General features: G+C 31.5%; 14 protein-coding genes. 12 read left to right on the forward strand and 2 right to left on the reverse strand.

Annotated elements, in window-relative coordinates; translation table 11 throughout:
• Nucleotides 1-5: 5 nt before the first annotated feature.
• From ACFEL2_RS04075 to ACFEL2_RS04085, 3 genes are all read left to right on the forward strand, one after another.
• Complete coding sequence (locus ACFEL2_RS04075) at nucleotides 6-1,601, forward strand: transporter substrate-binding domain-containing protein (protein ID WP_375332306.1); 1,596 nt, start codon at nucleotides 6-8, stop codon at nucleotides 1,599-1,601.
• A 273-nt stretch (nucleotides 1,602-1,874) separates the two neighbouring features.
• The gene (locus tag ACFEL2_RS04080; RefSeq protein WP_375332307.1) at nucleotides 1,875-5,777 is read left to right on the forward strand and encodes a hypothetical protein; all 3,903 of its coding nucleotides are present in this window, start codon (nucleotides 1,875-1,877) and stop codon (nucleotides 5,775-5,777) included.
• A gap of 159 nt (nucleotides 5,778-5,936) precedes the next feature.
• Nucleotides 5,937-7,469: an Npt1/Npt2 family nucleotide transporter gene (locus tag ACFEL2_RS04085; RefSeq protein ID WP_375332308.1), complete on the forward strand. Its 1,533-nt coding sequence runs from the start codon at nucleotides 5,937-5,939 to the stop codon at nucleotides 7,467-7,469.
• 240 nt (nucleotides 7,470-7,709) lie between these two features.
• Here the strand turns inward: ACFEL2_RS04085 and ccmA are convergent, their stop codons facing one another.
• Complete coding sequence (gene ccmA, locus ACFEL2_RS04090) at nucleotides 7,710-8,312, reverse strand: heme ABC exporter ATP-binding protein CcmA (protein WP_375332309.1); 603 nt, start codon at nucleotides 8,310-8,312, stop codon at nucleotides 7,710-7,712.
• A gap of 404 nt (nucleotides 8,313-8,716) precedes the next feature.
• Between ccmA and acnA the strand changes: the two genes are divergently transcribed.
• From acnA to ruvC, 9 genes are all read left to right on the forward strand, one after another.
• Nucleotides 8,717-11,371 carry an aconitate hydratase AcnA gene (gene acnA, locus ACFEL2_RS04095; RefSeq protein ID WP_375332381.1) on the forward strand — a complete coding sequence of 885 codons (2,655 nt, stop codon included), beginning with the start codon at nucleotides 8,717-8,719 and terminating at the stop codon, nucleotides 11,369-11,371.
• On the forward strand, nucleotides 11,364-11,720 hold the full coding sequence (locus ACFEL2_RS04100) for a hypothetical protein (protein WP_341748473.1): 357 nt from the start codon (nucleotides 11,364-11,366) through the stop codon (nucleotides 11,718-11,720). Before acnA ends, ACFEL2_RS04100 begins: the two co-directional genes overlap by 8 nt.
• Entirely contained in the window at nucleotides 11,720-12,550 is an 831-nt protein-coding gene (queF, locus tag ACFEL2_RS04105) for an NADPH-dependent 7-cyano-7-deazaguanine reductase QueF (protein ID WP_375332310.1), read from the forward strand. Before ACFEL2_RS04100 ends, queF begins: the two co-directional genes overlap by 1 nt.
• A gap of 55 nt (nucleotides 12,551-12,605) precedes the next feature.
• Nucleotides 12,606-13,004 (forward strand): hypothetical protein, encoded by a 399-nt coding sequence (locus ACFEL2_RS04110; RefSeq protein ID WP_375332311.1) that lies wholly within the window; start codon nucleotides 12,606-12,608, stop codon nucleotides 13,002-13,004.
• 49 nt (nucleotides 13,005-13,053) lie between these two features.
• Nucleotides 13,054-13,713, forward strand: coding sequence for an amino acid ABC transporter permease (locus ACFEL2_RS04115; RefSeq protein ID WP_341752045.1), 660 nt, complete (start codon nucleotides 13,054-13,056; stop codon nucleotides 13,711-13,713).
• Nucleotides 13,714-13,780: 67 nt separating this feature from the next.
• The gene (locus ACFEL2_RS04120; RefSeq protein WP_375332312.1) at nucleotides 13,781-16,813 is read left to right on the forward strand and encodes an efflux RND transporter permease subunit; all 3,033 of its coding nucleotides are present in this window, start codon (nucleotides 13,781-13,783) and stop codon (nucleotides 16,811-16,813) included.
• A gap of 76 nt (nucleotides 16,814-16,889) precedes the next feature.
• Nucleotides 16,890-17,945 carry a DNA cytosine methyltransferase gene (locus ACFEL2_RS04125; protein WP_375332313.1) on the forward strand — a complete coding sequence of 352 codons (1,056 nt, stop codon included), beginning with the start codon at nucleotides 16,890-16,892 and terminating at the stop codon, nucleotides 17,943-17,945.
• Entirely contained in the window at nucleotides 17,935-18,930 is a 996-nt protein-coding gene (locus ACFEL2_RS04130) for an HNH endonuclease (protein ID WP_375332314.1), read from the forward strand. The genes ACFEL2_RS04125 and ACFEL2_RS04130 overlap by 11 nt, the downstream gene beginning before the upstream one ends.
• Before the next feature lie 77 nt (nucleotides 18,931-19,007).
• Nucleotides 19,008-19,493 carry a crossover junction endodeoxyribonuclease RuvC gene (ruvC, locus tag ACFEL2_RS04135; RefSeq protein WP_341755016.1) on the forward strand — a complete coding sequence of 162 codons (486 nt, stop codon included), beginning with the start codon at nucleotides 19,008-19,010 and terminating at the stop codon, nucleotides 19,491-19,493.
• Here ruvC and ACFEL2_RS04140 read toward each other — a convergent pair.
• Nucleotides 19,488-20,003, reverse strand: a complete 516-nt coding sequence (locus tag ACFEL2_RS04140; RefSeq protein ID WP_375332315.1) for a hypothetical protein — start codon at nucleotides 20,001-20,003, stop codon at nucleotides 19,488-19,490. The genes ruvC and ACFEL2_RS04140 overlap by 6 nt on opposite strands.
• Nucleotides 20,004-20,285: the final 282 nt, after the last annotated feature.

Genomic DNA, 20,285 nt, shown 5'->3' on the forward strand with positions numbered 1-20,285 from the left:
GCAAAATGCAAGTACTTAAAATTATCATTCCGATTATTATTATTGTGCAAAACTTTTTTACCTTTGCTAGTCCTGAGGGTAGTAATCAATTATCTAATATTCAGGACAAATATTTTACTCAATGTACTGAAGAAATGTCTGATAAAGATAATCTGCTTGTTGATTGGTATCCACTAGAACCCTACCAATTTAGTCATATAGCTAAAAATGGTCACTATTGTGTTACTGGCTTAGATATTGAATTAATTAATAGTATTAGTAGCAAAATTAGCATTGGCGTACAATATGCTGATTCTGTGTGGGAGCGAGCAATATCAAATATAGGGCAGGGTAGCAGTGATATGGTGGCGGGAGCTACTTATACTGCTGAGAGAGCAGACTTTGCCAATTTTTCTCTTCCATATCGATTTGAAGAAATTTCCTTATTTACTTTACGTTCAGCAAAAAAACATTTGAGTTTTAGTAATATAAATGAATTTTTAGCTCAGATACGTTTACTAAATTTTCGTCTTGGTATAATTAAAAAAGCTGTTTATGGTGATGCAAGAACGACTGATTACCTGAATCAGGTGAGTAATAACGATATTATCATTAAATATGGAAGTAATCTAGAGTTATTTAATGGGCTGCTAAGTAATGAAATTGACGGGTTTCTTGCTGACAGAATTTCAGGGGTAGCTCTTTCATTAAACTATATTAAAAAAGATCAAATAGAAGAAATCCCTACTGGTATTAAAACCCCTGTACATTTAATGTTCAGTAAGAAAACTGTAACTCCTAACATAGTTGCACGGTTTAACGATTCAATAAAAGAATTTGTCGATAGCGATGAATATAAAAAAATCGTTAAAAGCTATATATATCATATTTTATTGCCAAAATCTATTGATTCAGAATGGTGTTATATTATTGGAGTTATCGGGAGTATAGCATTCGCGATTTCTGCTATCACTATATCCTCTAAAACAAATGCCACGTTGTTTGGTACTTTTGTATTAGCAATGTTACCGTCTCTATTAGGATGTATTTTACTCGATATTATAATAGTACACCATGGTTATAATATAAATCTTGTTTTGACTCCATATTATACTTTCCGTGTTTTTATAACGGTACTTATTGGCTTCTTTACCGTTAAACTCCTAGCTTATTATAATAAGCAGTTATATGAGGATAGTTTTATCCAAAAAATATGGAGTAATACTCTTGTTATTTGTGATTCTTTAGGGCAGGCATCCTTTATGATAATTGGCGTTGTAACCGTAATTGTACAAAGAATTGAACCGTTAGAGTTTTGGGGACCATGTTTTGCGTGTTTGACTTCTAGTGCTGGTATAATATTGCGGAATTTAATTTGTAAGCATGACAAGAATATGGAGTATATACCTAGAGAAGTTAATTTTGAAATATTTATATTATGGGGTGGAATTTTTAGTATATTATTAGATGCTTATGCTTATAACCCTAATTATAGTACAATAAAATATTCTATGATTACAGTAATTGCAGGTGCTTTTGTCAGTAGGTTTTTAGTTCACTACTATAATATTCCAAACTTAACTTTTCGTTCGGATAATGGGAGTACAACTGTTGAAAGTTAAAAACCATCATTGCAAGGAGGCATGAACCGACGAAGCAATCCACAAAAATATAATAAGTAATTTGGATTGCCGCGTCAGCACTAAAGCGGCTTCTCGCAATGGCGTTTAACTAAAAGTTGTATACATCTTACTAATTTTGTGTGCATCGCCTAGGGTAGTGGGGTCTAAAATAACCTGATTCGATGTAACTTGTTATATCAAATTCAGGTTAAGCTAAGATTAACATATGGCTAAAACCTTCTTAGGTTAACTATAAATAAAGGAGAATTAGATATGAGTAAAACAAATGATAAGGTATCAATTTTTACTAAAGCCGTTAAGCAAGTTTTTAAATCGGCTAATCATACTTTGAAAAATCTACAAGAAAATATTTATAAAAAAGAAAAAGAAGTATTAGATATAAAGAACCTCAAAGATAAAGAAAAAATTGCCAAACAATCAGCAAAAATAGAAAAAAAGATAAAAAAAATAGAGGAATATAAAAAATTAGTTGAGCAAAGGCAAGCGAATTTATTAGCAGAAATTACTAAGTATAAAGAGTTAATTGAATTAGCAAGGCAAAAACCTCAAGAAAAAAAGACAAGAGAACAACTGAAGTCATGGGAAGAAAAACTTAATGCATGCAACAAAGAGATAGAGGATTATAACAAGTTAGTTAACTCACATGACAAACAGCAAGCAGTAAAGGAGACAAAACAGGAACAAAAGCAAGAAGAGCAACAGAAAAAGCAAGAAAAAAAGGAGATAAAGCAACAGCAAAAGCGAGAACTTTCCTATCAAGAAGAAAAAGAAAAATTTTTTAAAATATGTAGCGATATTTTAAAAGATCAAACTCGTTTAGAGAAAATATTATCTCCTTTAGCAGAGCCTAGAACAAAAGAAAAAGGTATTGGTAAAGGTCAGGCATTTAAAGCTGCCATAGAGGGTATACAATTCGCAGTAAGTCATGCTAAAACAACTGTTGGCGTTATAACTTCAGGAGGGTTTTATGCTAAGGAAATAGAGAAATTACAGAAAATATTAAATGGTGAAGAAAAATATGATCCATCTAACCTTCCTTTCTTTATAAAATTGTTACAAGATCCTGATACAAAAACATTTCTTACTCAAAATGTTGAAATAATTAATGGATTAGTGGAAAATCTTGCTCCAATTCTTACCAAGATTGCATTAAAAGAGTTGGGGAAAATAGATGAGATACAAAAAGATTTTAACTCTAAAAAAGATGATATACAGAAATTACCGGAACTAGACAAAGAATTACAAGAGCTAAAATCGTCTACAATAAGAAAAGAACCTAAAATTAAAGAATTAGAAGAAAAAATTGATTCTTTAAAATCTCTACAAGCCAAGTATGATAGGGCTATTTTATTACAAGAATTAAAGAAAGCTGGTTTTGATGAAAAATATATAAACAGTCAATTATTACCTATTGTCAAAAATATCGTTGTTGAGATACTTAAAACCCCTGAAAATATTATAGAAATTGTGCAGCTAACTGCTGACAGAGCTTTATCTGACGACCCTCAAGTAAAAAAAGATTTACTTGGTACAATATTAGATAAAATAGATATTAGTGTACTTATAAAAAATGATATACTATCTAAATTCTTAATTAATGATGGAGAAAATATAGCAAAAGCATCGCAAATAATCATTGAATCCAATACAGAATTGCAGGGAACGCTTAGTAGCTTAGGAATAGGAAAAGAATTATTACCAAAAATAGTACCTGTACTTTCAGAACTTATTGGTAACGTTTTAGCAGACCATGAAGGGGTTAGTAATATATATGAAGCTTTAAAGCCAGTTATATTGAATGATACTGATGATAAAGTGCAAGAGGCTAAAACTATTTCGGAAGTAAGTCACCTAGATAAACAAGGTGGAGCTAAAAAACTTGCTATTATTAAACAGTTACCTAATATTTTGTTACAAGATGCAACCTTAACAACATTAAAGGAAAAATTGCCAGATGTTTTAGCAAAAAATAAAACAGAGATTGCCAATATTGCTGTTCAAGTTCTGCCAAAATTACTTGAAACACTAAAGAGTAATGCTAAATCTTTGGCTCAAAGCAATACTCAAAATTTAGAAAAGGAGGATATTTATAAAGTAGTAGCATCACCTATTATTCCAATTCTAGCTAATGTGAACCCTGAATTTTATGGGAAGGTAATTCCTGTAGCTATTGATGTACTACAAAATACCATGAAAGCGGTAAGTCTAGAACAAATAAAGGAACTTTATCAAGATATACAAACAATAACTCAAGACACTAGCGATATTGAGTTAAAAGATCAAGCTACAGGAAGAGTAATTAAACAATTTATAGGACTACTTGAAAATGCAGATATCCAGCAAAATATAAAGGAGGATTTGCCAAATTTACTTAGAGAAAATACAGAAACTATCAAGGCTATAGTTAATAATATTAGCAATAATAATCCTCAAATTGCAAGATATGCTGTACCACAAGAATTGATAGATGCTACAGTACCATTAATGGTCGATATAGTATCAACTGGTCTTAGTACAGTGCCAGAGCTAGTTGGAATTAATAGTAATTTAGCTAAGTACCAAAATGAAGCTAGTAATGAGGCTTCGCTAGGAATTTTGTCTAATATAATTGATGATGTAGGTAGGGTTGCTCAAAATATTACTCCTCTATTAACTAAGAGCATCCCTGCTTATTTACAACAAAATAAAGCTACTATTTTAGCAGTTACAAAGAATGTAACTGAGCAACAAGAGATTAAAGCTAGCCTAGATCCCGCTGGAGTTAAACCTGAGCTGGTATTAAAGATGGCTGAGTTAGCTATTGATACTGTTCCACAAATATTACCAATAGCAACTGATTTGGTTAATGCTACTTTAAAAGATAAAGAGGGGGTAACAACTATTATTACTAAAATTCAAGACCTAGTAAATAGTCCTGAAGAAGAGAAAATTGCTCAAGCTGTTACAGTAGCAGATTCTATTTTAGATTTTATAAATAAACCAAAAAATGCAGATGTGAGGAAAATAATTGATAAAGATATTCCAAAGTTTCTTGGCGAGAATGCTGAGCGATTTGGTGCTGTAGTTGATGAATTTCTCAATACAACAGTTGTGGGTAGGAATTTAAAAGTAAAAGGTCAGGAAATTATTGAATTAGCTGGCAACAAGATACCAGATTTAACAAAGATAGCCGAACAATTTAAGACTGGTAATTATAACATGGGTATGTTCGGGATATTCAAATTATTATCTGACAGGAAATTACTAGGAATAGTATCAGAAACATTAGTTGAAGGGGCTAGATTCCTAATACAAAGAAGTTTTACCTCATTGAGAACACGTAGACAAAAATGGAGTGAATCTTTAGGCAAAGTTCATTTTAGTTTTTCTGATAAAGATTCTCAACAGAGTTCTCAGCAAATAGATGGACAGAAACTTGATTTAAGTGAGTTACTGCAACAACAAGCTGATGCCACTGATATTGGTACAATCTCAAAAACTGTAGAATATTCTCTAATAAGTAAAGATTTCAGAGGTTTTGTTTTTGACAAAGAAAATCCGATACCTACTAAAAATGTTATAGTTAATGGGTTTAATTTTGATAAGGCGATATTTAAAGAACGTTCTTTTCAAAATAGCGAAATTAGCAATTGTTCTTTTAAAGGAGCTATTTTTAAAGATAAAATTAGTTTCGAAGGGACAACTATTGATGCAAAATCTTTAAAAACTCTTTTGCCTGCAATTAATCAATATAATAAAAATCATGCAAATAATAAAATAACTTTAGATAATGTTAAAATTGTTGGCGATATAAGTGGGCTAACATTTAAAGATATTTCTATGAAAGGCACGGATTTGACTGAGGCACAATTTACTTCAGAAGACTCTAAGAGCAAGACAATTAGTAAAGCTACGTTTGATCAGGTTAGTTTTGACGAGAGGACGAAATTACCTGAACATAAAAAAGATGTTCAAAGTGAGGCTAGAAAAATAGGTCAAGAAGCAACTAGTTATGTGGCAAAGAGTACTAAAAGCAAGAATAGTGAAATGGTCATTAATGATATAAAGGATAGTGTATCTAAACATGTTGTGCCAAATAGGACATCTAACAGCGATATAAAACATTTGCCATCTCCCAAGTCTAAACAAACAGCAATTACTGGAAGCGTAATATAACCTCAAGTATCGATGTAAGACATTGGTTTAATAGCCTAGGATGTCCCTGCGTAGGTAGCGGGATATAAAAAAACTTGATTATCGAGTATTAAATTATAAAACTACTTGACATGGTTTTTTTTATAGTTTAGGTTGCTTGGAAATGAGCATGGGTATTAAATGGATGCAGTAAATTCTTCTTGCAATATGTGGAATAGGGCTAGAAATAGTAAATTTAGACACGTTGTTTGGCCTATTAGATCTAACGAGTTAGTAAAGTTTATACCTATGGCTTTACTAATGTTTTGTATTCTCCTTAACCAAAATCTAGTACGTAGTATCAAAGATAGCTTGGTAGTAACATTAATTAGTACGGAAGTTTTAAGCTTTATAAAACTTTGGGGTGAGATGCCTATGGGTGTCTTATTTGTCATTCTTTACTCCAAACTTTGTAATATTATGACAACTGAGCAAGTGTTTAGGATAGTAGTATCTTTTTTCTTGGGATTCTTCATATTATTTGCTTTTGTGTTGTTTCCATACCGGGAATATCTTCATCCAGATCCTGAAGTAATAGAATATTATGTTACCGTACTTCCACATTTAAAATGGTTTATCATCATTTGGGGAAAATGGAGTATTGTGTTATTTTATATAATGGGGGAGTTGTGGCCAGTAATTGTATTTACACTATTATACTGGCAACTTGCTAATAAGATTACCAGTATTGAAGAAGCTCCAAGATTTTATACGTTTTTTTCCTTATTTGGTCAAACTAACTTACTAATATCTGGCAGTATAATTATATATTTTGCCAAAGGTGAACATTTTTTGTTACCTCTATTTTCCCATCTTAACGACAAAACAGAAATTCTCCTTAAATCGTTTATGCTAATCATTATAATTTCCGGCCTAATTTGTTTAATCTTGCATAGATTTGTTGAATTGAAAATTATAGAAACTACTAAAAATATTAGATTCAAAAATAAAAGAACCGATATACTAAAATTGGGGTTAGTTGACAGCAGCAAAATAATTTTTACATCTAAATATTTAGGAATTATTTGTGTATTAATGATTTCATATTCCATGACAATCAACCTAATTGAAGGATTATGGATGTCTAAAACCAAGCAATTATACCCTAGTACCCAAGCATTTATATCTTATACTGGTGAGGTGTTTTTTTGGACAGGAGTACTTACTTTAATTTGTGCTTTTCTAGGTAGTAGTTTAGTTAGGGTTTGTGGTTGGTTTTGGGGAGCAGTGATCACCCCTATCGTAACACTGTTATCAGGTATGATGTTTTTTACCTTTGTTGTACTAGAAAAACCTTTATTGGCAATTATGACTGGTCTTAGTTATTTTTCTCCATTAATGATAATTGTTTTTGTAGGTGGTTTGTGGCATGTTTTAGGGAAAAGCGTAAAATATTCATTGTTTGATTCTACTAAAGAAATGGTATATATACCTCTTGATAATGAAATGAAAACTAAGGGAAAGGCAGCAGTAGATGTACTTGGATACAAAGTAGGAAAATCTTCTGGAGCAATTATTCAATTCGTCTCTTTCAGTATTTTCCCAAATGCTGTACATAACGATCTAGCTGGTTTTTTGATGGTTGTTTTTCTTGTTGTTTGTGTAGCTTGGATTTTGGGTGTAAAAGTCTTAAATCGATATTACAAAAACTTACTAAACCTGAATTCGATGTAACTTGTTACATCGAATTCAGTGATATATATAGAAACAATCAGGTTTGAAGCGGCTGCCCACCTGATTGTTAAATATTAATTTGCTAATAATTTTATTTTTATACTTATAAAAATAAAATTATTAGCGGTAATAGATTAAAATGCATTCGTGCCAGCCGCTTCAAGAATGCATTTTTCATTATAAGAAGCCAATTCGATATAAGAATTAATAATTCTTATATCGAATTAAGGTTACTAAGGTCTAACAATTATAATCCTTAAAATTGATTATTTGTGCTGTCTTAATATCTATATTAGAGTGGGAGGTGCCCACAATAACTCCACCATTATTTGCTTTCAAAATAATCAAGTTATATAGTAATTCTTTGTTTTCTTGATCTAGGTTTGCTTCTACTTCATCTAATAGCCATAAATTTGACTGGCAAGCAATGAGTTTTGCTAAGGCAACTTTCTTTTGGTTACCAGCAGACAGCTTGTAACATTTCTCATGCAAAATATTATGTAACTTGAAATAGTATATAGAAGATTCTAAAGCTTCAAGGGAATCATAAATTGTAGACCAAAATTTTAGATGCTCTAATACAGTTATTTGGGATTTTAATCCAAGATTATGTCCAATATAATTACAATAAGGTTTCTTTAAATATTTACAGTTCAATGATCTATACAAAACATTGCCACTTGTTGGATTTTGTATATTAGCTACAATTCTAAGTAGTGAAGTCTTCCCGCAACCATTTGCTCCCTGTAAATAAACTATAGATGATGGTAAAAAAGTCATACTAATATTAGTGAAGATAGTTTTTTCGTCTATAATAAGAGTGAGTTGTTCAAATGACAGCATTTATACGATTCTAAGAAATTTTTTATATAATTTACTTCAAATATTTATTTTTTCAAGTTAAGTTAAATGAAAGGCTTAGTGGTAGGTATTTTTAAGTGTATACTCAAAGTATGCCAATTCGGGATAAGAATTAGTTAATCCTTATCCCGAATTGCCTTTAATATAAGGAAAAATGCATTCTTAAAGCGGTTTTGCAAATGCATTTTAAACCTTTCTAAAGCTAAAAACATGATTTTAATTTTTTAAAATCATGTTTTTAGCAAAATATTAATTTAACAATCAGATGCAGAGCCGTCTCAAATCTGATTGTTTCGATAATTTCACCGAATTTGGTATAAGAATTGACAAATTCTTATACCAAATTCGCGTAAACCCTAATGATTAAAAAAATTGGAGGAACGGGAATGAATCCTGATTATCTTAAAGAAATATCTGTAGGAGATAATCTTTATAAAATTTTTGATATAAATAAAGCGGCAAGTGATATTAATCTTGAGTTAAAGCGTCTACCTTATAGCTTAAGGATATTATTTGAAAATGTCCTTCGTCTAACTGGTAATAAAAAAAACTTGTTACTATTTAAAGAATGGCTTAAGGCTAGAAAATCTGACGCTGAGATACCGTTTATGCCGGCTAGGGTACTAATGCAGGATTTTACTGGAGTTCCTGCTATTGTTGATTTGGCTGCTATGCGTGATGCTATAAAAAAACTAGGGGGTAATCCATTAAAGATTAATCCTCTGATCCCGGTTGACCTTGTCATAGATCATTCTGTACAAGTTGATTATTATGGTACAAGTGATTCTTTTGATAAAAATGTTACAATGGAAGTAACTAGGAATCTAGAGCGTTATGAATTTTTGAAATGGGGGCAAGAAGCATTTGATAATTTTAGAGTAGTACCTCCAGGAACAGGAATCTGTCATCAAGTTAATTTGGAATATTTAGCCAATGTTGTGTGGACTAAACAACAAAATGGTGTAACTTTCGCTTATCCTGATACATTAGTTGGCACAGATAGTCATACTACGATGATTAATGGTCTAGCAGTTCTTGGCTGGGGAGTCGGGGGAATTGAGGCTGAGGCGGCAATGCTCGGTCAACCTTTATCAATGATTTTACCAGAGGTAATTGGCTTTAAGTTAACTGGCTCTTTAAAGGGAATGATTACTGCTACAGATTTGGTGCTAACAGTTACTCAAATGCTCAGAAAGAAAAATGTAGTCGGCAAATTTGTTGAATTTTATGGAGATGGGCTAGATTCGCTGACATTGGCAGATAGGGCGACTATATCAAATATGGCTCCTGAGTATGGTGCTACTTGTGGGTTCTTCCCAATTGATAATGAGACTATAAAATATCTTAATTTTACAGCTAGAGATCAAAATAGAATAAAGCTAGTAGAGCAATATGCTAAGCTACAGTCATTATGGTTTGATCCAATAATTACTCCGGAATATACTGATATATTAGAACTGGATTTATCTACTTTAGAACCTTCCTTAGCAGGACCAAGACGGCCGCAAGATAGGGTTAACCTAAAAAATGCTGCTAGTAATTTTAAAACTGAACTACCTTCTCTAACTAGAGGTGATGTTGATATTGATAAAAAGTACCCTGTTGATGAGCAATATAGTATAGGGCATGGCGATGTCGTAATAGCTGCAATCACAAGCTGTACAAATACTTCGAATCCTACTGTGATGATTGGAGCAGGCTTGCTTGCTAAGAAAGCAGTAGAACTTGGGTTGATGAAAAAACCGTGGGTTAAGACTTCATTGGCCCCTGGTTCAAAAGTAGTAACGGAATATCTGAAAAAAAGTGGACTTGACCAGTACCTAAATCATTTAGGTTTTAATCTTGTCGGCTATGGTTGTACTACTTGTATAGGCAATTCCGGTCCGCTTATGCAGGAAATAGAAGAGACTATTGCCGGGAACAATCTTGTTGTTGCTTCGGTATTATCTGGTAACAGAAATTTTGAGGGCAGGGTACACCCTTTAACAATAGCTAGTTATTTGGCTTCTCCTCCCTTAGTCGTTGCTTATGCCCTAGCAGGTACTATGAACATTGATCTTGAAACTGACGTGATAGGTAAAGGTCATAATGGTAAGGATATATATCTTAAGGATATTTGGCCAACCCACCAAGAAATAAAAGAGTTAATAGATCAATCTATTAACTCTAAAATGTTCAAAGACAAATATAGTGAGGTATTTTTAGGTGATAAAGAGTGGCAAGATATTAAAGTAACTAAAACTGATACTTATAATTGGAGTAAAGATAGTACTTATATCAACAATCCTCCTTATTTTGAAGGTATTGAACATATATCTAGTAACTTGCACAATATAGAATCTGCTAGAATATTATCTATTTTTGGCAATTCTATTACTACTGATCATATATCTCCAGCCGGCAATATTAGTAAAACAAGTCCTGCTGCTAAGTATTTAACTGAGCATGGCATTCTACCTATCGATTTCAATTCTTATGGATCACGGCGTGGCAATCATGAAGTAATGATGCGAGGTACTTTTGCCAATAATAGGATAAAAAATGCCATGTGTCCCGGAATTGAAGGAGGGGTAACTATAAACCAACTAGGTAATCAAGAGAGTATCTATGATGCTGCAATGGATTATAAAGCTCATTCTGTGCCTTTAGTAATTTTTGCAGGTAAAGAATATGGCTCTGGTTCATCAAGAGACTGGGCAGCAAAAGGTACTAGTTTACTTGGAATAAAAGCAGTAATTGCTGAAAGTTTTGAAAGAATTCATAGATCAAATTTAGTGGGTATGGGTGTTTTACCGCTTGCTCTTGCTTCTTCTACTGTAAATGACTTAAAACTTGATGGTTCTGAGTATGTCACCATTACCGGCTTGAGTAATGAAATAACGCCTTATGAGCAACTTAATTGTATCATAAAGAGAAAAAGTGGTATAGTTGAGACTATCAAAGTAATATTACAAGTTTTTACAGATAATGAGATAGACTATATAAAACATGGTAGTATAATGCATCTAGTAGTTAAAAATTTAAGAGATGAACATGGATAAGGAGATTAAGAAATATATAAATGCAGGGAAAACAAACCTTATAGTAATTTATATATTATTTCTGTGCGGAGTAGTTGCACCGTTATTACCTATTATTGGAGCAGTTTTTGCATATATTAATAAGGATATTAAAGATGGACTTTTAGCTAGCCATTACACTTTTATATTACGTACTTTTTGCATAGGATTTATTGGTATTATAATATCTATGATAACCACTATAATACTAATTGGTCCGGTGTTATACGCATGCTTGTTTGTTTGGTTTATATTAAGAATCGCTATAGGTCTCAAATATTTGTTGAATGATACAGGACATCCAAACTATATGACTTACTGGATAAAATAATGTTTCTTGAAACCGTACTTGGAAAGCAAACTAAATATGCAGATTTGTATGACAATAGTTTACTACACCCAATCAGTCGTAAATTTGCTAGAGATAGCTTACAGATAGTAGGTTCTTTGCCGTTTAATGGATTTGACATTTGGAATTGTTATGAAGTTTCTTGGCTAAACCCAAGTGGTAAACCTGAAGTAAAAATATTGGAGTTCATGGTAAGTTGTGAGTCGCCTAATATTGTAGAATCAAAATCACTAAAGCTTTATTTAAATTCTTTTAATAATACTAAGTTTGATAATAGAGAGCAAGTAAAAGAATTAATTGCAAAGGACTTAAGTTTGGTATTTCAAGCACCTGTAACTGTTTCTATAAAAGATTTAGAATCATATGAGGGAATAAAGCTGCAGTCCTTTTCAGGCATAAATTTGGATAAACTGGAGGTGACAATTACTAGTTTTGAGACTAGTCAAAATTTGCCAAAATTGTCTGAAGACAATACGCAAGTAGTAAATGAAATACTATATTCTCACTTGCTAAAATCGAATTGTTTAGTTACTAACCAGCCAGATTGGGCATCAGTACAAATTAGTTATAGAGGCAAGAAAATTGATCATAGTTCTTTGTTAAAATATTTAGTATCATTCCGTAATCATAATGAATTTCATGAACAATGCGTTGAGCGTATTTTTTGTGATATTAATAAGTTTTGTACTCCCGATCAATTAACTGTTTATGCGAGATATACAAGACGTGGTGGCATAGATATTAACCCTATACGCTCCAATTGCAACCTAGAGGTTACAAAACTTAATAATATAAGACATATTCGTCAATAATAATGCTTAGTTGTAGTATCAATTTAGAGTATATTTATATTAAAATGGAGAAAATATGGGCAAAAATAAGTTAAACTCAAATAAAAAACTACCCCCGGGTATTCAATTAAAGGACAATTCAGATAGTTCTGAAATGAAATCTGAAACAATAGACAATTTGGTTAGTCAATTATCGAGATTATCAAAAGAGTATACTGATATAGTAAATTCTGCAATTTCTAAAAATTTAGCAGTTGTTAATAGTCGTATTAGAGTAACCGAAGATATATTTAATCAACTCTTATCATCGATGAGTAAAGGGATGCAGGAGAATGTTGTACTTACTAAAGATTTGTTAAAATGTAAGGGGTTACCAGATTTAGCTTTGTTACAGCAGAAAATGTTTGAAATATATTGTACTAATATGATGAATTCTTCCATTGAGGTTGCTCGTAATATACGAAAATTTGAATAGGTAGTAAGTTTGGAACAATTCCAAAATTGAGGTTATTTAAGAGTGTTAAATGTTTGAGCAATTACTTGATTTTTCTTCTATATATTTTATTATGCAAGGGATGGTAGTAACACTGAAATACAGTATAGTTTCAGTGTTATTAGGGTTGATTATTGGTATCTTACTAGCAATTTGTAAGGTAAGTAAAAGTTGTGCGTTAAGACTGTTTGCTAATTTCTATACATCTGTTTTTCGTGGTACTCCGTTACTTATACAACTTAGCATAATTTATTTTGGTTTACCTAGTGTAATTGGCATTAAGCTTGGTGTCTTCGTTGCTGGTAGCATAGCTTTCTCATTAAACTCCGGGGCATATGTTTCGGAAATAATTAGAGCTGGAATTAATAGTGTTGATAAAGGACAGATTGAGGCAGCTAAAGCATTAGCTATACCCGAGAGATTAATGATGAAAGATATTATCTTGCCCCAAGCCATAAGAAATATCTTACCTTCACTGGTTAATGAGCTTATTAATTTAATCAAAGAATCATCGATTATATCAATGATCGGTGAAATGGATTTAATGCGTAGAGCTCAGTTAGTATCGATTGAAAGTTATACTTATTTTACCCCTATGTTAATAGCAGGACTTTGTTACTATGTTATGGTAATAATTATCAGTAAATTAGCTAAAATTATTGAAAAAAGACTAGTAATTGGAGTGGAGTAACCCCAATTCGGGATAAGAATTGACAAATTCTTATCCCAAATTTGCATAAGTAGGATTTATTTATAATATGTACTTAAGTGAAATATGTATAAAACGTCCAGTATTTGCAACAGTATTGAGTCTAGTGGTTGTTATTTTAGGGGCGGTATTTCTTACTAAACTGCAAATTAGAGCTATTCCCGATATTTCTTCTCCTGTAATAACAGTATATGCAAATTACCCTGGGGCAGATGCTCTTTATATGGAGAAAGAGATAACAACTCGTATTGAGAAAGCACTAAAAACTGTCAAGAACCTTGATACTATCACTTCACAAAGCTCTACAGGTAGCAGTCATATTACTTTAATATTTCTATCATCGGCTGATATAGAAACAGCCTTAAACGATGTTAGGTCTAAAATTTCTAATATAAGTTCCATATTCCCCCAAGGTATGAGCATGCCTTATGTTGCTAAGATGGATGCAGATAATTTCCCTAGTTTGTATTTAAGTATCAGTAGTGATGTATATGATGATTTACAATTAACCCAAATTGTTCAAGATAGCGTAAAAACCATTTTAGAAAAACTTGAAACAATAGGTCAGGTTGAGATATATGGTGCTAAAGAGTACTCTATGCGTATAGAACCAGACCCGGTAAAATTATATCAGCATAAAATGTCAGTGTTAGAAATGGAGAGTGCTATAAAAAAACAAAATATCTATTATCCAGCAGGAACTATTAAAACAGCTGCACGTGATTTTACTGTAAGATTAGATGGCTCTTTAAGTAAACCGGAAGAGTTTGAAAAAATTATACTAAAAGTGAAAGATGCTAATATATTAAAGTTACGAGATATTGCTAAAATATATTTAGCCCCTCCAGATATTGAGGTAATTTTTAGATATAACGGAAAAAACTCGATAGCACTTGGTCTTATAAAACAATCGAAGGCAAACATACTTGATTTATCCAAAGAGGTTAGATATTCACTAGATAAAATAAAAAAAAATCTACCTAAAGGTATAACAATTGATATAGCCCATGATTCATCAATTCCAGTTAGGGCTTCAATCAGATCAGTATTCTTCACTATCATGGAAGCATTAGTTTTGGTTATGGTAGTAATATATCTGTTCTTGGCATCAGTAAAAATCACCCTCATACCATTTGTAACTGTTCCGATATCATTAATTGGTACATTTATTGTTATGTATTATTTAGGATTTTCTATCAATATATTTACCCTTTTAGCAATGATATTAGCTATTGGCTTGGTAGTAGATGATGCAATAGTAATGTTAGAAAACATTTTTAGGTACAATGAGATGGGGCATTCTCCTATAGAAGCTGCCTTTCTTGCATCTAAGGAAATTGGTTTTGCCATTGTAGCGATGACTATAACACTTGTTTCAGTATTCTTACCAATAGGTTTGATAGATGGATTTATTGGTAAGTTATTCATTGAATTTGCTTGGACCTTAGCATTCTGCGTTTTATTTTCCGGTTTTGTGGCGATTACTTTAACGCCAATGATGGCAAGTCGCATGATTGGTAAAAATGATCGACCTCCTTTAGGGTTTTTAGTTAAATTTGATCAGTTCATTAAATTAGTACAAAGCAAGTATTTGTACTATTTAAATCTTGCTCTTGATCATAAAAAGAAATTCTCACTTATTATTGCACTATCTTTAGTTGTACTAGTTGTTAGTTTGATCTTTGTCAAAAAAGTTTTTATTCCCCAGGAAGATGATGGGTTTTTACAAGTTTTCTTCACTGGCCTTCAAGGTTCTAGTATTAAACAATCAGAGAAAACAGTAGTGGAAGCTGAAAAAATACTTAGTTCTCATAAAGATATAGCAGGTTATTTGACAATAATTGGCTCTGGAGCTAGTAACAGTGCTTTTGCTTTCGTACCTCTTAAAGATTGGAAAGAAAGATCAAAGTCACAAGAAGCTATAAAAAATATGCTTAATAAGCAATTTCAACAAATAGCAGGAATGTCAATTTTTGTTCAAAATCCACCTTCATTGGTTAGTGGTAATGCTAGAAATGCTGTCGAATTTACTTTACAGACCTCACTTGAATATGATGAGTTAGATCAAATATCACAGAAATTTGTTAATAGAATGAAGAAATATCCAGTTTTTATCAATGTAGGTAGTGATTTAAATTCTTCTATGCCGACAATTGACGTAATTGTTAACCGAGATAAAGCTTATCTGCTTGGTGTGAGTTTAGAAAATATAGGGATAACATTGCAATATTTGCTGGCAGGAAGAAAAATTGGTGATTTCAGAATGGGCAATAATCTGTATGATATAACTATGCAATATAACCTAAAATACCGTAATAGTACCGATCATTTTAGTAAGATACTGATACCAACCAATAAACCAACTAATAATTTGCTGCCATTAAGTGTAGTTGCTAATATGGTTGAGAAAGTGTCTATTGAGTCTTATAACCACTATAATAATTCTAGATCGGTAACGATTTCGTCAGGTTTAGCTCCAAACCAAAAAATTACCGATGCCATAAATTCGATAAATACTATAGCTGATGAATTATTGGATAGTAGCACAACTATATTAGAATATATTGGAGAGATTAAAAGAATGACAGAATCACAAAGTAATCTTATTGTTACTTTCTTATTTGCTTTGTTGTTTATTTATTTAGTGCTTTCAGCCCAATTTGAAAGTTTTACTGATCCTATATTAATACTTATTGCTGTACCATTCTCAATTACTGGAGGGGTATTAATGCTCTTAATATGTGGTAATACGCTTAATATGTATAGTAATATTGGTTTGATCACTTTAATTGGTTTGATAACAAAAAATTCTATTATGATAGTAGAATTTGCTAATAACTTAAGAGACCAAGGACTAAGTGTTAGAGAAGCTGTAACTAGAGCCTCTAGCTTAAGACTTAGACCTATTCTAATGACTACTCTAGCAACCATTTTTGGGGCAATGTCATTAGTGATTAGTTCTGGAGCAGGAGCAGCCGCTCAAAATTCTATTGGTTTAGTAATAGTTGGTGGAATGAGTATAGGAACTCTTTTCACTATATTTGTTATTCCAGTTTTATATCAAAGTTTTAAAAAAGGATGATTTAAGTGAAATATCTTAGGTATACAAAATGGTTTGCAGACATAGACAAACCTAACACATATTTAAGTTTGATTACATGAAAAAAATTAACATAGCAACCGTATTTAGTGGAATTGGTGCAATAGAACACGCATTGCAAAGATTGCAAATAGATCACCATATTGTTTTTGCTTGTGATATTGATAAATATTGCAAACAAACATATTTTGCTAATTATAAAATCAACGAAAATCAATGGTACAATGACATAAAAGTACTCGATGGCAATAAATATAAAAATAAAATAGATTTATTTGTTGGGGGAAGTCCTTGCCAATCTTTTTCAATGGTTGGAAAAAGGAAAGGGCTTGAGGACGATAGAGGAAATTTGTTCTTTGAGTTTGCAAGATTAGTTGACGAAATAAAGCCCAAGATTTTTATTTTTGAGAATGTAAAAGGTCTATTATCTCATAATAGTGGTAAGACTTGGGAAACAATTGAAGAAACCATAAAAGGACTAGGTTATACATATTATAAACAAGTTTTGAATTCAAGAGATTATGGCATACCACAAAATAGAGAAAGACTATTTGTTATTGGTTTTTTAGAAGAACAAAGTTTTGAATTCCCAAAACCGATCCCCCTTGAAATAACAATGCAAAATTTATTAGTTGATAACCCTGAGGTAAAATATTTTTTACCTGAAAAGGGTATTAAATTTGTTTCAGATAACAAGAACTTAAATAAGAAATATACACAAATTGACGGTAAAATTGCATTATGTCAAAAAGCCAATCAACAATTTAATTGGCACGGGGATTTTGTAATGGATAAATATTATCTTTCTGAGAAAGTAAAAAACTACGTTTTATCAAGTGGTACAAGGGATTTTTATTCAAAACCTGCAATAGATTTATCAATTGCAAGACCTCTTTTATCAACAATGGCAAAAATGCATAGGGCAGGAGTTGATAATTACATTACACGAGGCGATAAATTACGAAAACTAACCCCTAGAGAATGTTTAAGATTAATGGGTTTTTCTGATGAATTCAAAATTGTTGTTAGCGATACGCAAGCATATAAACAAACTGGTAATAGCATTGTTGTTGATGTATTAGTAAATTTACTTAAGTCTATTTATGGAAAATGAACTAACATTATTGGGGCAGAAATACATTAATATTAATACATTTGATAGTATTGTAATACCTGATTGTTTTGTGCATAGACGAAATAAACTTGATTATTCAAGAGGTAATGGAGAAGCAAAATTATACATCGGTTCAAGAAAAAGCATAGAAATACAATCGTTTTTTAAAAAAACCTCAATGACGGGATTTTTATTAAAAAGAGATTTATTAGAGTATTTGCAAGACGCAAAATTTGAATATGAGAATAAAGAACAAGTTTATCGAGAGAATATAACTGATTATTGGCTTGAAAATAACAAAATGCTTGAAAGAAAAGAACAGGTACTGTTTTTTGAATTTACTGAATCACCGGCAGGTGGAGATTCAAGATATTACATCAGTTCAATGCGTGGAGACGTATTTTATAAAGAATTTAGAAAAATTGTTTTACCTGAAATTACTTATATATCAATCTTGAAACTGAAAAATATTGATAATAAAGAGGTTTTTTATTTTAGACCATATTTAAATTATTTTTATGATCCAAGGCATCATAGTGCAATTATAGCAGAAAAAGAAAAGGAAATTCAAGAAGATAAAACACTAGGACAAGATAAAAAGAAAGAAATTATTTATGCAAGAAAAGGACAAGGTAAATATCGTACTAGTGTTATTGATGAAATGGGTGAATGTTTAATAACAAGAGTAAATGATGAGAGAATGCTGATTGCAAGCCATATAAAACCTTGGGCGGTTTGCGAAAATGACAGAGAACGTATTGATAAATACAATGGATTACTTTTAACACCAACTTATGATAGGTTATTTGACCAAGGGTTTATAACTTTTTCAAATGAAGGTAAAATTTTTGTTTCACCTTATTTATCACCGTTGAATACAAAAAGATTGGGGTTGATTCCAAATAAGCAATATGATTTATCGTTGCATGCAAGACGTTCGGATTATTTAGAATATCACAGACAATGTATTTTTAAAAAAGGTTAATGAATAGATAATAAAAGATGTAAAACTTTATTATTCTGAAGTAATTTTACAAAAAATCTATTAGTGGGGGAATAATTTTGATTATACTAGGAATTGACCCATCTTTAGCTGGTATGGGATGGGGGGTAATCGATACCGATCCTCTGAAATATTTAGATAGTGGGGTCATAAAGACTAAATCAAGCGAAGCAATGCATAAAAGGCTAGCTTTCATTAGCTCGTCCTTGCAAAAGATAATAGTACAATATAAACCTGCTATTGTTGCTATGGAGGAGACATTTGTTAATATGAATAGTGTTTCATCGTTAAAATTGGGATATGCTAGAGGAGCAGTCATGTCACTTATAGGAGGATATGATATTGCTTTTCAAGAATTTAAACCTAATGTTATCAAAAAATCTGTAGTGGGTTATGGTCATGCTGAAAAAAATCAGGTTCTGCAAATGATTAAACTTTTACTACCAGGAGCAATTGCAATCAGTAACTTTGATGAAGCAGATGCCCTTGCAGTGGCTTATGTTTGTTGGGCTTATACCTCAAAACCTCCTATAATTGAATTATAGCAATTCTTTACCTTTTGCTTTTTTCGCTTTTTCTTCTTCTTTTTGCTTACCTTTAAATTTTGTCAGAAACTCATCTGTTATGTATATAAGACTCATACTAAAGCTAAGGAATGGAGAATCTAATATAATAGTACAACTACCATCGGCAAATCTAATCTCCTTATTACCTAAATTAGGGTTTTGGCTATGGGTGAGTTTGTATTTTTCTGCAAGTAACTCATAAAACTCTGTAAATTTATCGTTATTTATCGTTAAGATGATTGCTTGGATAATATTATCATCATTACATATTACTAATAATTCAGTCAGTCCCTCTAATTTGACCTCTCTAACATTAACATAATAATTATATCCATCCCAATGATTCCTCTCTTTTTTAGTAATCTGATATACTCGCTCTACATCTGCTATACTTGCTTTATTTAATTCAAAACCCAATGGAGCTGGATTGGCACTAGTATTTAAACTAAAAATTGAAATACATAATATGTAGAATAGTCTAGTGATCATAAAAGTTCCCTTTTTATATATTAAATAAGAAAGCTATAATATATAAACTATTATGATTTTCAACTAATTATTTCATTTAAGCAAAAATAATATACTATCCTCCTAACTACAGGATAAGAAACTAATTTGATGTAAAATAGATACAATTTTATTGAAATTAGATTATAAAATAATATATTCAAAAGTTCTAAAGAAGTCTCAGTTGCAGTCAATTTAGTGTTTGCTATAATCTAGCCAACGAGATATAACAAATCTTGCTGGTATGTTAGTATATATTCTTCT

Source organism: Candidatus Tisiphia endosymbiont of Temnostethus pusillus (assembly GCF_964264675.1).
GTDB lineage: Bacteria > Pseudomonadota > Alphaproteobacteria > Rickettsiales > Rickettsiaceae > Tisiphia.

Coding starts and splice junctions, on each gene's coding strand:
- ACFEL2_RS04075 (WP_375332306.1), top strand. CDS start 6: ATGCAAGTACTTAAAATTATCATTCCGATTATTATTATTGTGCAAAAC.
- ACFEL2_RS04140 (WP_375332315.1), bottom strand. CDS start 20,003: ATGATCACTAGACTATTCTACATATTATGTATTTCAATTTTTAGTTTA.
- ACFEL2_RS04085 (WP_375332308.1), top strand. CDS start 5,937: ATGGATGCAGTAAATTCTTCTTGCAATATGTGGAATAGGGCTAGAAAT.
- ccmA (WP_375332309.1), bottom strand. CDS start 8,312: ATGCTGTCATTTGAACAACTCACTCTTATTATAGACGAAAAAACTATC.
- ACFEL2_RS04080 (WP_375332307.1), top strand. CDS start 1,875: ATGAGTAAAACAAATGATAAGGTATCAATTTTTACTAAAGCCGTTAAG.
- queF (WP_375332310.1), top strand. CDS start 11,720: ATGTTTCTTGAAACCGTACTTGGAAAGCAAACTAAATATGCAGATTTG.
- ACFEL2_RS04130 (WP_375332314.1), top strand. CDS start 17,935: ATGGAAAATGAACTAACATTATTGGGGCAGAAATACATTAATATTAAT.
- ACFEL2_RS04125 (WP_375332313.1), top strand. CDS start 16,890: ATGAAAAAAATTAACATAGCAACCGTATTTAGTGGAATTGGTGCAATA.
- acnA (WP_375332381.1), top strand. CDS start 8,717: ATGAATCCTGATTATCTTAAAGAAATATCTGTAGGAGATAATCTTTAT.
- ACFEL2_RS04120 (WP_375332312.1), top strand. CDS start 13,781: ATGTACTTAAGTGAAATATGTATAAAACGTCCAGTATTTGCAACAGTA.
- ACFEL2_RS04115 (WP_341752045.1), top strand. CDS start 13,054: ATGTTTGAGCAATTACTTGATTTTTCTTCTATATATTTTATTATGCAA.
- ACFEL2_RS04100 (WP_341748473.1), top strand. CDS start 11,364: ATGGATAAGGAGATTAAGAAATATATAAATGCAGGGAAAACAAACCTT.
- ACFEL2_RS04110 (WP_375332311.1), top strand. CDS start 12,606: ATGGGCAAAAATAAGTTAAACTCAAATAAAAAACTACCCCCGGGTATT.